Here is a 15,220-nt window from a genome sequence, read left to right on the forward strand (position 1 = left end):
GTGACAGACTGACTGCGCCCATAAGCGCCGAGTTACCGAAGTGGGCCGCCATGAGTGAGAACAGTGCTACGCGTGTGCTCGAAGACGGACAAAAACCGGAACAACTACGAGCATCGGAGCTGCGCCCGCTGCTCGCCGCGATGACCGCGGCCCGGGACGGTGACTTCTCGAAAATTCCGGAGACGGGCCACGGGATGGTGGCCGAGCTGACCGCCGTCTTCAACCAGATCATGGACCGCAGCACCCACTTCAACGGTGAAGTGCAGCGCGTGAAACGGGAGTTGGTGCGGCACGGCCGGCTCGACGAACGGGTCACGGCGAGCCCGGGGCAGGGCGCCTGGACCTCCCGGGTCAACGATGTGAACCAGCTCCTCGACGCCCTCGTGGCACCGGCGGCGAACGCGACACGCGTGCTCGACGCGGTGGCCGGCGGCGACCTGACGCAGCGGGTCGACCTGCACGACGGCAATCGTCAGTTGCGCGGTGACATGCGCCGGCTGGGCCGGGCCGTCAACAAGATGGTCGATCAGCTCTCCCTCTTCACGGGCGAGGTGACGCGGGTCGCGCGCGAGGTCGGCACCGAGGGGCGGCTCGGCGGACGGGCCAAGGTGACGGGGCTTTCGGGCAGCTGGCGGGACGTGACCGAGGCGGTCAACACGATGGCGTCCCGGCTGACCGCCCAGGTGCGCGACATCGCCCTGGTGACGACGGCGGTGGCCCGCGGCGACCTGACCCGTACGGTCACCGTCGAGGCGACCGGTGAGCTGCTCGAACTGAAGCTGACCGTGAACACGATGGTCGACCAGCTGTCCGCCTTCGCCGACGAGGTGACCAGGGTCGCCCGCGAGGTCGGCACCGAGGGCCAGTTGGGCGGCCGCGCTCAGGTGCGGGGGGTCAGCGGGGTCTGGAAGGACCTCACCGACAACGTCAACTTCATGGCCTCGAACCTGACCTCCCAGGTGCGCAACATCGCCCAGGTGACGACCGCCGTGGCCAACGGCGACCTGAGCCAGAAGATCACCGTCGACGCCAAGGGCGAGATCCTGGAGCTGAAGTCCACCATCAACACGATGGTCGACCAGCTCTCCGCCTTCGCCGACGAGGTCACCCGCGTCGCCCGCGAGGTCGGCACTGAAGGAAACCTCGGCGGTCGCGCCCAGGTGCGCGGCGTCTCCGGGGTCTGGAAGGACCTCACCGACAACGTCAACTTCATGGCGGACAACCTGACTTCGCAGGTCCGCAACATCGCCCTCGTCTCCACGGCCGTGGCGCAGGGCGACCTCGGCAAGAAGATCACGGTCGAGGCGAAGGGCGAGATCCTGGAGCTGAAGTCCACCATCAACACGATGGTCGACCAGCTCTCCGCCTTCGCGGACGAGGTCACCCGCGTCGCCCGCGAGGTCGGCACCGAGGGAAACCTCGGCGGTCAGGCGCAGGTGCGCGGCGTCTCCGGCGTCTGGAAGGACCTCACCGACAACGTCAACTTCATGGCGCTGAACCTGACTTCGCAGGTCCGCAACATCGCCCAGGTCACCACCGCCGTCGCCAACGGCGACCTCTCCAAGAAGATCACCGTCGACGCGCGCGGCGAGATCCTGGAGCTGAAGGACACCGTCAACACGATGGTGGAGCAACTGCGCGCCTTCGCCGACGAGGTGACCCGCGTCGCCCGCGAGGTCGGCACCGACGGCCGGCTCGGCGGCCGCGCCCAGGTGCTGGGCGTCTCCGGCGTGTGGCGGGACCTGACCGACAACGTCAACTACATGGCGGACAACCTGACTTCGCAGGTCCGCAACATCGCCCAGGTCACCACCGCCGTCGCCAACGGCGACCTGTCCAAGAAGATCGACGTGGACGCGCGCGGCGAGATCCTGGAGCTGAAGACCGCCATCAACACCATGGTCGACACGCTCTCCTCCTTCTCCTCCGAGGTCACCCGCGTGGCCCGCGAGGTCGGCTCCGAGGGTCAACTCGGCGGCCAGGCAAGGGTCGAGGGCGTCTACGGCACCTGGAAGCGGCTGACGACGAACGTGAACGAACTCGCGTCGAACCTGACCACCCAGGTCCGCGCGATCGCCGAGGTCGCCTCCGCGGTGGCCCAGGGCGACATGTCCCGCTCGATCACCGTGGAGACCCAGGGCGAGGTCGCCGAGCTCAAGGACAACATCAACCTGATGGTGGCCAACCTCCGCGAGACCACCCGCGCGAAGGACTGGCTGGAGTCCAACCTGGCCCGCCTCGCCGCCCTGATGCAGGGCCACCGCGACCTGATGGAGGTCGCCGACCTGCTGCTGCGCGAGCTGACCCCGCTGGTCAACGCCCAGTACGGGGCGTTCTTCCTCGCCGACCCGGACGAGGAGGGCGCCTCGCTGCGCACCACCGTGCCCACGAAGGGGCTCGCGTTCATCGCCGGGTACGGCTCGGCGCAGGGCGCGACCGTCGAGACCGGCGGCCTCCCCGTGCACGGTCTGGTGCGGCAGGCGGCCCGCGAGAAGAAGCGGATCCTCGTCGAGGAGGCCCCGCCGGACTACATCAAGATCAACAGCGGGCTCGGCGAGGCGGCGCCGACCAGCGTCGTCATCATCCCGATCCTCTTCGAGGACAAGCTCCTCGGCGTGATCGAGCTGGCGTCGTTCTCCCGCTTCTCCGATGTGCACCTGGCGTTCTTCGACCAGTTCGTGAACACCATCGCCGTCGCCATCAACACCATCATCGCCAACTCCCGTACGGAGTCCCTGCTCGGCGAGTCCCAACGGCTGGCCATGCAGTTGCAGGAACGCTCGGACGAACTCCAGAAGCAGCAGGCCGAGTTGCAGCGCTCGAACGCCGAACTGGAGGAGAAGGCAGCGCTGTTGGCCACCTCGTCGCAGTACAAGTCGGAGTTCCTGGCGAACATGTCGCACGAGCTGCGCACCCCGCTCAACTCCCTGCTGATCCTCGCCCGGCTGCTCTCCGACAACCCGGACGGTCATCTCTCCGACCAGGAGGTGCAGTTCGCGACCACCATCCACCGCTCGGGCTCGGACCTGCTCCAACTGATCAACGACATCCTGGACCTGTCGAAGATCGAGGCCGGCCGGATGGACGTACGCCCCAAGAAGCTGCCGCTGATCAAACTCCTCGACTACGTCCACGCCACCTTCCGGCCGCTCACCCTCGACCGGGGACTCGCCTTCGAGGTCGCCGTCAGCGAGGACGTGCCGCGCGAGATGTACTCCGACGAGCAGCGGCTGCAGCAGATCCTGCGCAACCTCCTGTCCAACGCGATCAAGTTCACCGCGACCGGCCGGGTCGAGCTGCGGGTCAGCCGGATCAAGGACCCCGAGCACATCCACGTCCGCGAGAGCGACGACGTGATCGCCTTCGCGGTCTCCGACACCGGCATCGGCATCGCGGCCGAGAAACTCCCGGTGATCTTCGAGGCGTTCCAGCAGGCCGACGGCACCACCAACCGCAAGTACGGCGGCACGGGCCTCGGTCTGTCCATCAGCCGCGAGATCGCGGGCCTGCTCGGCGGCCGTATCGTCGCCGAGAGCGAGCCCGGCAGCGGGTCCACGTTCACGCTGTACGTCCCCGTCGTCAGCCCCGGGCACTCGGCGACCGGACCGGTCCCCGAGGACCGGGATCTGCCGGTTCCCGAACAGTTGTCGGCAGAGCCGTTCACGGCCTCGCACGATGTGGACGACTCCTGGCCGGCCCCGACCAAACTGGAGGCGTGGAAGTCCGGCCGGGCGGGTCAGGTCCTGCCCGGGCGGCGGGTGTTGATCGTCGACGACGACATCCGCAACGTCTTCGCCCTCACCCATGTCCTCGGCCGCGTCGGCATGCCGGTCCTGTACGCGGAGAACGGCCGTGAGGGCATCGAGACGCTGGAGCGCAACCCGGACGTCGAACTCGTCCTGATGGACATCATGATGCCGGAGATGGACGGCTACGAGACCATCGCCGCCATCCGCCGCACCCCCCGCTGGAGCGGTCTGCCGATCGTCGCCCTGACCGCGAAGGCGATGCCCGGCGACCGCGAGAAGTCCATCGCGCGGGGTGCGAACGACTACGTACCGAAGCCGGTGGACGTCGACCAGCTGCTGACGGTCGTCTGCGCGCTCCTGGATCCGGCGGGCCCGGACGAGACCACCGACACCGCCGACCCGGAGCCGGGCACGACCGTGGAGGCGGCGATCCCGCCGATCACCGAATGAGGCAAACTCACCATGAGCGCTGAGGCAACGACCAACGAGCGCGCCAGCATCCTCCTCGTGGACGACATGGAGGACAACCTGATCGCGCTGGAGGCCGTCCTGGGGTCCCTCAACGAGCCGCTGGTACGGGCACGTTCGGGCGAGGAGGCGATGAAGGCGCTGCTGCGCCAGCACTTCGCGCTCGTCCTGCTCGACGTACGGATGCCCGGCATGGACGGATTCGAGACGGCCGCGAACATCAAGCGGCTCGACCAGACCAAGGACGTCCCGATCATCTTCCTGACCGGCGCGGACGACGACTCCGGATACGCCTTCCGCGGTTACGCCACGGGGGCCGCCGACTACCTGACCAAGCCCTTCGACCCGTGGGTCCTCAGGGCGAAGGTCACCGTCTTCCTCGACCTGCACCGCAAGAACCAGCAGTTGGAGCGGTTACTGGCCCAGGAGCAGGCGGACTACGGGGAGGTGGGCACGCGGCTGGTGGAACTGGAGGCCGCCCTCGAGGGCAACACCCCGGACCTGCCCGCATTGCGCGAACGGGTCCGGGAACTACGTCAACTTGTCGCCAGGGGACGCCTGTAGTCCTTACGCCTCCCGCGTGCAGGCCCTACGCCTCCCGCGCGCCCGCATACATCTCGTCGATGAGGTGCTCGGCTGCATCACAGCGGGGGACGACCCCCGCACCCCCAGCAGCACCCAGGGCGCCCCCAGCCGAACACGCGCCAGGGCGCCCCAGCCACGCGCCTATGCCTCCCGCGCCCCTGCATACATCTCGTCGATGAGGTGCTTGTACTCCCGTTCGACGACCGGGCGCTTCAGCTTCAGGCTGGGGGTGATCTCGCCGTGCTCCACGTCGAGGTCGCGTGGCAGGAGACGGAACTTCTTGACCGTCTGCCAGCGCTGCAGGCCTCCGTTGAGCTCCTTGACGTAGCCCTCGATGAGGGCGACCGTCGCGGGCGCGGCCACGACGTCGGCGTACGACTTGCCCGCCAGGCCGTTCTCCGAGGCCCACTGCAGGATCGACGGCTCGTCCAGCGCGATGAGCGCCGTGCAGAAGTTCCGGTCGGCGCCGTGCACCAGGATGTTGGAGACGTACGGGCAGACCGCCTTGAACTGGCCCTCGACCTCGGCCGGCGCGATGTACTTGCCGCCGGACGTCTTGATGAGGTCCTTCTTGCGGTCGGTGATGCGCAGATAGCCGTCGGGCGAGAGCTCGCCGATGTCGCCGGTGTGGAACCAGCCGTCCGACTCCAGCACCTCGGCGGTCTTCTCGGGCAGCCCGTGGTAGCCCTCCATGATGCCGGGGCTGCGCAGCAGGATCTCGCCGTCGTCCGCGATGCGCACCTCGGTGCCGGGCAGCGGCTTGCCGACCGTGCCGGTGCGGTACGCCTCGCCGGGGTTCACGAAGGAGGCCGCGGAGGACTCCGTGAGGCCGTAGCCCTCCAGGATGTGGATGCCCGCGCCGGAGAAGAAGTAGCCGATCTCGGGCGCGAGCGCGGCCGAACCGGACACGCAGGCGCGCAGGTTGCCGCCGAAGGCCTCGCGGATCTTGGCGAAGACCAGCGCGTCGGCGACCTTGTGCTTGGCGCCGAGCGAGAACGGGACGGACGCCGTGCCGGTGCGCCGGAAGTTGTCCTGCGCGACCTTGGCGTACTCGCGGGCAACCTCGGCCGCCCACTGGAAGATCTTGTACTTGGCGCCGCCGCCGGCCTTCGCCTTGGCCGCGACCCCGTTGTAGACCTTCTCGAAGATGCGCGGGACGGCCGCCATGTACGTCGGCTGCACGACCGGCAGATTCTCGATGATCTTGTCGACGCGGCCGTCGACGGCGGTGACGTGCCCGACCTCGATCTGGCCCGAGGTGAGCACCTTGCCGAAGACGTGCGCGAGCGGCAGCCACAGGTACTGCACGTCCTCGGCGCTGATCAGGCCGGTCGCGGCGATCGCCTTCGCCATGTACGACCAGTTGTCGTGCGGCAGGCGCACACCCTTGGGGCGGCCGGTGGTGCCCGAGGTGTAGATGAGGGTGGCGAGCTGGTCCTTGGTGATCGCGCCGACCCGCTCCTTGATCAGGTCGGGGTCCTTCTCCAGGCGGGCGGCGCCCCGGGCCTCCAGCTCGCCGAGGGTGAGGACCCAGTCGCTGGTCTCGACACCGGCCGGGTCGATGACGACCACGTGCGTGAGGGCGGGCAGCTCGGCCCTCTTCTCGACCGCCTTGGCCAGCTGGGCCGCGTCCTCCGCGATCAGCACCCGGCTCTCGGAGTCGGACAGGATGAACGCCGACTCGTCGGCGTTGGTCTGCGGGTAGATCGTGGTCGTGGCGGCCCCGGCGCACATGATGCCCAGGTCGGCGAGGAGCCACTCGACCCGGGTCGAGGCGGCGAGCGCCACGCGCTGCTCGGGCAGCACGCCGAGCTCGATCAGACCGGCCGCGATCGCGTAGACCCGCTCGGCGGCCTGCCCCCAGCTCAGCGACTTCCACTCGTCGGGGCCCTCACCGGATGCGGCCACCGGATAGCGGTACGCCTCGGCGTCCGGCGTGGCCGCAACGCGCTCCAGGAAGAGGTTCGCCACGCTCGGCGGACGGTTCTCGATCAGGGTCTGTGTGTCGCTCACGACATCCTCCGGGGCCCGCGGCAGTGCGGCTGGCTCAATTGCGGCTGGCTTCACGCAGTAGCGTTTGTTTAACTCGCGAGTAACTATCGAGCAGAGATCAGAGTAGAGCCCGACCGGCCGACGCGTAAGGGGCGGCGGCCTGTCACTTCCTACAGAGAGCGACGTTACGCACGCGTAGGGGCCCGCCGCGCTTTCGTACGACGAGCCCCTGTTGTGTCCGGTTGGTGCAGTAACCCGCTGTTACCCCTGGTTACTTCTTGCCCTTGCCCGACCCCGCGCTGTCATCACTGGAGAGCACCGCGATGAACGCCTCCTGCGGAACCTCCACGGAACCCACCATCTTCATTCGCTTCTTGCCCTCCTTCTGCTTCTCCAGGAGCTTGCGCTTACGGGAGATGTCGCCGCCGTAGCACTTGGCGAGGACGTCCTTGCGGATGGCGCGGATGGTCTCGCGGGCGATCACCCGGGAGCCGATGGCGGCCTGGATCGGCACCTCGAAGGCCTGCCGCGGGATGAGCTCGCGCAGCTTGGCGACGAGCCGCACACCGTAGGCGTAGGCCGCGTCCTTGTGGGTGATCGCCGAGAAGGCGTCGACCTTGTCGCCGTGCAGCAGGATGTCGACCTTGACCAGGCTGGAGGTCTGCTCGCCGGTGGGCTCGTAGTCCAGCGAGGCGTAACCGCGGGTCTTGGACTTCAGCTGGTCGAAGAAGTCGAAGACGATCTCCGCGAGCGGGAGCGTGTAGCGGATCTCGACGCGGTCCTCGGAGAGGTAGTCCATGCCGAGGAGGGTGCCGCGCCGGGTCTGGCACAGCTCCATGATCGAGCCGATGAACTCCGACGGCGCGAGGATCGTGGCGCGCACGACCGGCTCGTAGACCTCGCTGATCTTGCCCTCGGGGAACTCGCTGGGGTTGGTGACCGTGTGCTCGGTCCCGTCCTCCATGAGCACGCGGTAGACCACGTTGGGTGCGGTCGCGATCAGGTCGAGCCCGAACTCGCGCTCCAGGCGCTCGCGGATCACGTCCAGGTGCAGCAGGCCCAGGAAGCCGACGCGGAAGCCGAAGCCGAGGGCCGCGGAGGTCTCCGGCTCGTAGACGAGCGCGGCGTCGTTGAGCTGGAGCTTGTCGAGGGCGTCGCGCAGCTCGGGGTAGTCCGAGCCGTCCAGCGGATACAGCCCGGAGAAGACCATCGGCTTGGGGTCCTTGTATCCCCCGAGGGCCTCGGTCGCGCCCTTGGCCAGGCTGGTGATGGTGTCACCGACCTTGGACTGGCGGACGTCCTTCACACCGGTGATGAGATAGCCCACCTCACCGACGCCGAGGCCGTCGGCGCCCAGCATCTCGGGCGAGTTGGTGCCGATCTCCAGCAGCTCGTGCGTGGCGCCGGTGGACATCATCCGGATCCGCTCGCGCTTGTTGAGCTGGCCGTCGACGACTCGTACGTACGTCACGACGCCGCGGTAGGAGTCGTAGACCGAGTCGAAGATCATCGCGCGGGCGGGGGCGTCCGCGACGCCGACCGGCGCCGGGATCTCCTTGACCACCTTGTCGAGCAGCGCGTCGACGCCGAGACCGGTCTTGGCGGAGACCCGCAGCACGTCGTCGGGGTCGCAGCCGACCAGGTTGGCGAGCTCCTCGGCGAACTTCTCGGGCTGCGCGGCCGGCAGGTCGATCTTGTTCAGTACGGGGATGATCGTGAGGTCGTTCTCCATCGCCAGGTAGAGGTTGGCGAGGGTCTGGGCCTCGATGCCCTGGGCGGCGTCGACGAGGAGGACGGTGCCCTCGCAGGCGGCCAGCGACCGCGAGACCTCGTAGGTGAAGTCGACGTGCCCCGGGGTGTCGATCATGTTGAGGATGTGCGTGTTGCCGGGCTCGTGGGTCGGAGCCCAGGGCAGGCGCACCGCCTGGGACTTGATCGTGATGCCGCGCTCGCGCTCGATGTCCATGCGGTCGAGGTACTGAGCACGCATCTGCCGCTGCTCGACGACGCCGGTCAGCTGGAGCATCCGGTCGGCGAGCGTGGACTTGCCGTGGTCGATGTGCGCGATGATGCAGAAATTGCGGATCAGAGCCGGGTCGGTACGGCTCGGCTCGGGCACATTGTTAGGGGTCGCGGGCACGCAGGGTCCTGTCTCTTGAGGCGCCTTATGCCTCGGGTCGGATCGATACGTAGGCTCCATCGTCCCACGGCGGGCGACCTGGGACCGGTTTGGGCCATTCTCCGGGCCACTGGTAGCCTGGGTGGCTGTGTCTCATGCCCTCTCAGCGCGAGGCACACCTCAAGAAATCACCTGGTGCGGGTCCCGTGCGGTCCCGTGCCTGAACCTGAAAAGGCTCAATCAGTGGCGAACATCAAGTCCCAGATCAAGCGGATCAAGACCAACGAGAAGGCCCGGCTGCGCAACAAGGCCGTCAAGTCCTCCCTGAAGACCGCGATCCGCAAGGCCCGTGAGGCTGCTGCCGCGGGTGACGTCGAGAAGGCCACCGAGTACCAGCGCGCTGCCGCGCGTCAGCTCGACAAGGCCGTCTCGAAGGGCGTCATCCACAAGAACCAGGCCGCCAACAAGAAGTCGGCGCTTGCTTCCAAGGTCGAGTCCCTCAAGGGCTGAAACTCTCCGATCTGACCGCCGGAAGGACCAGAGCGGGCCCTCTCTCATCCGCTCCCGACCGGCACCCCAGAGCCTGTACGCGGCCTGCGTTCGCCACGCGGGTACGGGCTCGACAGCTTGAACCGAAGGCCCCGCCTCGCTCCCCTTCCCCGGGGATACGAGGCGGGGCCTTCGTCGTGCGGTCAGTGGGCGGCGCGGCCCACCAGGTCGACGACCTCGCCCAGGAAGCCCTCGTCGAGCATGGTGGAGACGGCCGTGTCCCCGTCGTCGCCGTAGCCGGCGTCGTGGCAGGCGACGCCGACCAGGTGGCCGCCGTCGAGTTCGAAGGTGGCGAAGGACCACTCGCCGTGCGAGGCGGGGGCGCCCTGCGGGGTGAGCAGGGTGGAGTGGTCCGGGCCGAAGCCGAACTGGGTGAAGCCCATCCGCATGCCCTGCCCGAGCGCCTTGGTGTACGCCTCCTTCAGGACCCAGGTGTGCACGAGGTCCTGCTGCAGTTCGTCCGGGGGCAGGGCGGCGAGGCGGCGGCGCTCGTCCGGGGTGCACAGATGGCGTTCGACCGCCGAGTACTGGATACGACGGTCCGCGCGCTCGGTGTCGACGCCGATGCGGCCGCGCCGGTTCAGGCCCACGACGAGCAGGTCGCCGGTGTGGCTGAGGCTCACCTCGATCTGGTCGCAGCCGCGCAGATACGGCCGTCCGCCCGCCTTGGAGGCGAGTTCCACGGCGTCCGGCGGGGTCTGCAGGGCGGCACCCGCTGTGTACTTCAGCAGCAGGCGGGAGGCGGCGAAGCGGTCGCGGGCCTGCGGATCGGTCAGGGCGTGCAGCCGCTGCCAGTCGCGGGCGCCGAGCAGGGGGCGCAGCCGGGGGTCGGCGAGGGTGGCGGGCAGCCAGTCGTGCCAGGCCGCGTGCACGACGACATGGCCGTGCCAGGCCATGGACTGCCTGACCCGGCTCCAGGGGCTGTCGGGCCCGGGCATCAGGAGGGGCGGGGCTACGGCGGGACTGTTCATGGGGTACCTGCTTCCGCCAGGGGTGCGCCGTGGAGAACGAAGGAGACGAGGAACGGGGGCCCGGCCGGGGTGTTCACGGCGAGCCATGGAGTCACGGCCGGGCTCTTCACAGCGCGCCTGCTTCCGCCAGCGGCGCCCCGTGGAGATCGAGACCGCGGCCGGCGCGGAAGCGGGCCAGCAGTTCCTCCGTGACGCGGTCGACGCAGTCCGCGGGGAGGGGCGGGAGGGTGAGGCCGAGGCGGCGGCCGAGCCGGTGCAGGGCGAGGACGAGCCAGGCGGGGTCGGCGAGGAAGCCGTCGGTGCGCTGTTCCCAGGCGGCGAGGGCGGCGCCTGCGGTGCCGAGCACGGCGTGCCGGTCGGCGAGCGCGGGCATGGCCGGGCTGGTCAGTGCCGCGCGGTCGCCGGGTTCCAGGGCGCGGCAGCTGTCCCGGAGGTCGAGCAGGGCGGCACGGAAGGCGGCGGCCAGGGCGCGCAGGGCTTCGCCGTACGGGCCCGGTGTGCGGTTCTCGGCGAGGCGGGCCGTGGAGGCGCTCAGCGCGGCGGCCAGGAAGTCGCCGCCGCCGGCCACCTGGAGGGCGGCGAGGTCGAGGGCGGGGACCTGTGCGTCGGGGCGGAACAGGGCGGGCGGGGGCTCGGGTTCCGTGCCCCAGGACTCGCGGGCCAGCAAGGGGAGTTGGGGGATGACGACGGCCTGGCAGGAGGCGGTGCCGGCGTGGCCGAGGCCGGCTGCGGGCAGGTCGCGCAGCAGTTTGGAGAGCATGCCCTGGTCGGTGTCGCGGCTGTAGCCGCCGGCGCCGAGGACGGTGGCCAGCTCCTCCAGGTCGTCGCGGAGCAGGTCCGGTACGAGGTACTTCAGGCCGGCGGCGGCGAGGTGGGCGCTGTTCGGCAGCAGGGAGAGGGCGCGGAGTACGGCGACGGCGCAGCTGTCGCTCGCCAGGAGGTCGGCGAACACGCCTGCCAGGACGCCGCGTTGGCGTTTGCCGAGGGTGCCGGTGGCAAGGGCGGCGCGTACGGCGGCGCGCAGCACCGTGTCGACGGAGGCGATCACCGCGCCGGTGATGAGGGTGCGGTTGAGCTGGAAGGTGCGCAGGGCGAGGCGCACGCCGGTGCCCTCCGCGCCGACCAGGGCGTCGCCCGGCACCCGGCAGTCCGCGAACTCGTAACCGGCGAAACGGCAGCCGCGCATGCCGGTGGTGGGGCGGCGGGTGAGCAACCGGAGCCCTTCGCCGGGCAGTTGACCGGGGTCGAGCAGGAACACCGAGTGGGCGGCGGGCCCCGGTGCCGGGTCGGTGCGTACGTAGGCGACGACCGCGCCGGCCCGCTCGGCGTTGATGACGACGTCCTTGCGGCCGCGCAGCAGGTAGCCGTCGCCGTAGGGCATGGCGTCCACCTCGCCGCGGAGCATGGCGGTGCCGTGCGCGAGGGAACGGTGCACGATGGCGGCCCGCCCGCCGGAGGCGAGCAGCCGGGCCACGGCGCCCTGCTGACCGGGCGACCCGGCGGCGAAGACGGGAGCGGCGGCGAACAGCGAGGTGATGCCGTACCCGAAGCCGAGCGCGACATCACGGCGGAAGACGGGCCGCAGCATCCGTACGAGCCCGTCGGCGTCGTGCAGCCGGCCGCCCAGTGCCACGGGCACCAACTCGGCCCCGTACCCCTCGTCGTCGAGCAACTCCTCGGCTTCCGGCAGGAGTTCACAGTCGTCGTCGGCGGCGAGGAGGGCACGGAAGCCGAGGGGGTTGGCGGGGTCGCCGGGGTCGCCGAGGCGGTGTTCGAGGCGGGCGGCGCGGTGGTGGACGGTCTCCTCCAGCAGGGTTCCCACGGTCACGGGCTCAGCCCTCCCTCCGCCAACTGGGCGTACAGCGGGCGCAGTTCGCCTCGGGTGTAGAGGTCTCGCATCAGGGTGCGGCGGATCTTGCCGCTGGTGGTGCGGCGGACCGTGCCGGGGCGGACCAGGAGGACGTTGCCCGGGGCGGTGCCGAACTCGGCGTGCAGGCAGCCGTGTACGCGGGCGGCCAGGTCGGCCAGCTGGCGGGGGTTCCAGGCGGTGCCGTGGATCTCCTGGATGGCGACCAGCTGCTCGCGCTCGGCGGGGGCCGTCAGCACCACCGCCGAGCCGAACGGGGCGCCGGACAGGGCGAGTTGGCGCTCCACCTCCTGGGGGTGCAGGGTGCGGCCGTCCACCAGGAGGGCATCCTTGATGCGGCCGGTGACGTACAGCTCGCCGTTCAGCAGGGCGCCCAGGTCGCCGGTGCGGAGGAAGCCGTGTTCGCCGGCGGCGGTCGTGGCGTCGTAGGCGGCCGCTGTTTCTGTGGGGCGGCGCCAGTAGCCGGGGGTCACCGCCTCGCCGCGGAGCCAGATCTCGCCCACCGAGCCGTCCGGGAGGACCGTCGAGGTGGACGGGTCGACTATGCGGACGGTGACGGAGGTGGGGCGGCCGCTGGCGGCGAGGGCGCGGACCGGGTGGCCCGGGGCCGGTGGGGTCAGGGTGCCGTGCTCCAGTTCGGCGGCGGAGAAGGTGGTGGTGGTCGGGGCGCCGACGCTGACCAGCAGGGTCGCCTCGGCCAGGCCGTAGCCCGCGACCAGGGCCTCGGGGCGCAGGCCCGCCGTGGCGAAGCGGCGTGCGAAGGCGGCCTGTGTGACCGCGGAGACCGGCTCGGAGGCGTTGACGGCGAGCCTCAGCCGGCCGAGGTCGAGGCGGGCGAGGTCGGCGTCCGTGACGGCGGCCAGGCAGCGGGCGTAGGCCGAGTCCGGGGCCGCGGTGACCGTGACGCCGTGCCGGGCCGCCTCGTGCAGCCAGCGCAACGGGTCTGCGGCGAACAGACGCCCGGGCATGAGCACGGCGGTGGCGCCGAGCCAGAGCGGGTGCAGGAGCTGCCCGATCAGGCCCAGGTCGTGGTGGAGCGGCAGCCAGCCGCCGATGCGGTCGGTGCGGTCGGTGCGCAGGGCGTGCCTGAGGCTCTCCATGGTGGCGAGCAGGTTGGCGTGGGTGACCCGGACGCCACGCGGGGCGGCCGTGCTGCCCGAGGTGTACTGGATCAGGGCGAGATCCCTACCGTCGACGGCGGGCAGTCGCCAATCGGCGTGCTGGGCGCCCAGGTTGTCGACCGCGAGGCACACCACCGCCTGGCGTCCGGCCGCGGAGAGCCGGCGCGAGAACTCGGGTGCTTCGGCGGAGTGGGTGAGCAGCAGCGGGGCGTCGGTCTCCGCGGCGATGGCGGCGGTGCGCTCGGCGGCGGCCCGGGACGCATCCGGCGGCGGCACGGGCACGGCCACCGCACCGGCGTACAGGCAGCCGAGCAGCGCCGCCACCGTGTCCGCGCCGCCGCCGGTGGCGACCAGGACCGGCGCGCCCGCGGCACCGCGGCCGTCCAGCGCGGCGGCCACGGTCCGGGCTCGGGCGTCGAGTTCGCCGTACGTGTGGGCGGTGGAGCGGCCCTCCTCGTCCAGGCAGAGCAGAGCGGTGTCCCCGGCGCCTGCGGCGAACCGCCCGGCCAGAGCGTGTGTGAAGCTCCTCGCTGGTGTCATCCCTCTGCTCCCCCGTCGGGCTCGGCGCGGATGTCGTCCACCCCACTCTCCGCGCCGGCACTAAACGGACACTTGAAGATCAACTGTGCTGTCACCTGCGGAACCCGGGCGCCCCGTCCAGCAGGTCGTGCAGGAGGGCCAACTCCTGCGGGCTGAGCGGGACATCGGGGCGCAGTCGTTCCGGGTGGCCCGGTGGTGGTCCGTCCGCGTCGGCGGCGACCATCAGCCGGAAGCCGTCGTCGAGGCCGTGCAGCCGGGCCCGGGTGCCGTCCGCCGCCGCGAGGTACAGATCCACACCGCCGTAGACCATGAGGGCCTCGCCCACCGGTCGCAACAGGCGGCCGAGCCGGCGGCGCCACTGGCCGGGGCGCTTCCGCCGCGCCATGTCAGAGCACGCCTTTCGAGCCGCGGGTTTCCTTCGTCATCGCTCGCCTCTCCCTTCCCCCCGGGCCGTTCGGCGGCCGGGCGGCTCGGAGGATGGAAGGGCAGGCTGGAGGATTGCTGGAGCTTGCGTGGAGGCTCCGTGACCGAAGGCGTGGCGGCGGTGCGGAATCTGGCCACCGGCTTTGGCCACTGCTTACGGCATACTTGGCCGAGACTGACTCATGACCGAGGCTCGGGGGGCCTAAGTGGTACGAGTTCTGATAGCCGAAGACATGCACATGCTCCGCAAGGCACTGGTCTCGCTGATCCAGCTGGAATCGGGGTTGGAGATCGTGGCGGAGCTGTCCTCCGGCTCGGACATCGTGCCGACCGCGCTCGCCCTGCGGCCGGATGTCGCCGTTCTGGACATCGACCTGCCGGGCACCGACGGCATCACCGCCGCGGCCGCGCTGCACACCTCCGTCCCGGAGTGCCGCACCCTGATCCTCACCAGCCTGGGCAGACCCGGGAACCTGCGCCGGGCGCTGGCCGCCCATGTCTCCGGCTTCCTGCCCAAGGACTCCGACCCGGACGAGCTGTGCGACGCGATCCGCAAGGTCGCCGCCGGCGAGCGGGTCATCGACCCCGAACTGGCCCTCGCCACCCTGGACTCGGGACCCTCGCCGCTGACCGACCGGGAGCAGGAGGTGCTGCAGCTGGCGGCGGAGGGCCATGAGCCCTCGCACATCGCCGCCCGCCTCCACCTCTCCTCCGGCACGGTCCGCAACTATCTGACCTCGGCGGTCAGCAAGCTCAACGCCCGCAACCGCGTGGACGCGATCCGCATCGCCCGGGAGGCGGGCTGGCTGCGCGCGATCTGAACGACCGCGCGCACC

General features: G+C 70.4%; 10 protein-coding genes. 4 read left to right on the forward strand and 6 right to left on the reverse strand.

What is annotated here, in order from left to right; all coding sequences use genetic code 11:
- Positions 1-50 precede the first annotated feature (50 nt).
- Both ABZ880_RS27815 and ABZ880_RS27820 read left to right on the forward strand, forming a co-directional pair.
- Positions 51-4,199 carry a HAMP domain-containing protein gene (locus ABZ880_RS27815; protein ID WP_361267788.1) on the forward strand — a complete coding sequence of 1,383 codons (4,149 nt, stop codon included), beginning with the start codon at positions 51-53 and terminating at the stop codon, positions 4,197-4,199.
- A 12-nt stretch (positions 4,200-4,211) separates the two neighbouring features.
- Complete coding sequence (locus ABZ880_RS27820; RefSeq protein WP_361267790.1) at positions 4,212-4,781, forward strand: response regulator; 570 nt, start codon at positions 4,212-4,214, stop codon at positions 4,779-4,781.
- A gap of 162 nt (positions 4,782-4,943) precedes the next feature.
- Here the strand turns inward: ABZ880_RS27820 and ABZ880_RS27825 are convergent, their stop codons facing one another.
- Together ABZ880_RS27825 and lepA are read right to left on the reverse strand one after the other, a co-directional pair.
- Positions 4,944-6,815: an AMP-dependent synthetase/ligase gene (locus ABZ880_RS27825; RefSeq protein ID WP_361267792.1), complete on the reverse strand. Its 1,872-nt coding sequence runs from the start codon at positions 6,813-6,815 to the stop codon at positions 4,944-4,946.
- A 250-nt stretch (positions 6,816-7,065) separates the two neighbouring features.
- Positions 7,066-8,934: a translation elongation factor 4 gene (lepA, locus tag ABZ880_RS27830; protein ID WP_361267794.1), complete on the reverse strand. Its 1,869-nt coding sequence runs from the start codon at positions 8,932-8,934 to the stop codon at positions 7,066-7,068.
- 222 nt (positions 8,935-9,156) lie between these two features.
- On the opposite strand from lepA, the gene rpsT reads away from it, so the two are divergent.
- On the forward strand, positions 9,157-9,423 hold the full coding sequence (gene rpsT / locus ABZ880_RS27835; RefSeq protein ID WP_361267796.1) for a 30S ribosomal protein S20: 267 nt from the start codon (positions 9,157-9,159) through the stop codon (positions 9,421-9,423).
- A gap of 182 nt (positions 9,424-9,605) precedes the next feature.
- Here rpsT and ABZ880_RS27840 read toward each other — a convergent pair whose 3' ends face one another.
- The 4 genes from ABZ880_RS27840 to ABZ880_RS27855 form a co-directional block, all read right to left on the reverse strand.
- Entirely contained in the window at positions 9,606-10,433 is an 828-nt protein-coding gene (locus ABZ880_RS27840) for a 4'-phosphopantetheinyl transferase superfamily protein (RefSeq protein WP_361267798.1), read from the reverse strand.
- 106 nt (positions 10,434-10,539) lie between these two features.
- Positions 10,540-12,261: an acyl-CoA dehydrogenase gene (locus ABZ880_RS27845; protein WP_361267800.1), complete on the reverse strand. Its 1,722-nt coding sequence runs from the start codon at positions 12,259-12,261 to the stop codon at positions 10,540-10,542.
- Positions 12,258-13,961 carry an AMP-binding protein gene (locus ABZ880_RS27850; protein WP_361267802.1) on the reverse strand — a complete coding sequence of 568 codons (1,704 nt, stop codon included), beginning with the start codon at positions 13,959-13,961 and terminating at the stop codon, positions 12,258-12,260. The genes ABZ880_RS27845 and ABZ880_RS27850 overlap by 4 nt, the downstream gene beginning before the upstream one ends.
- A gap of 91 nt (positions 13,962-14,052) precedes the next feature.
- On the reverse strand, positions 14,053-14,346 hold the full coding sequence (locus ABZ880_RS27855) for a DUF6059 family protein (RefSeq protein WP_361267804.1): 294 nt from the start codon (positions 14,344-14,346) through the stop codon (positions 14,053-14,055).
- A gap of 244 nt (positions 14,347-14,590) precedes the next feature.
- Here ABZ880_RS27855 and ABZ880_RS27860 point away from each other — a divergent pair, with 244 nt between their 5' ends.
- A complete protein-coding gene (locus ABZ880_RS27860) occupies positions 14,591-15,205 on the forward strand; it encodes a response regulator transcription factor (RefSeq protein ID WP_361267806.1) in 615 nt (204 codons plus the stop codon).
- Positions 15,206-15,220: the final 15 nt, after the last annotated feature.

Source organism: Streptomyces sp. NPDC047043, assembly GCF_040644055.1.
Taxonomy (GTDB): domain Bacteria; phylum Actinomycetota; class Actinomycetes; order Streptomycetales; family Streptomycetaceae; genus Streptomyces.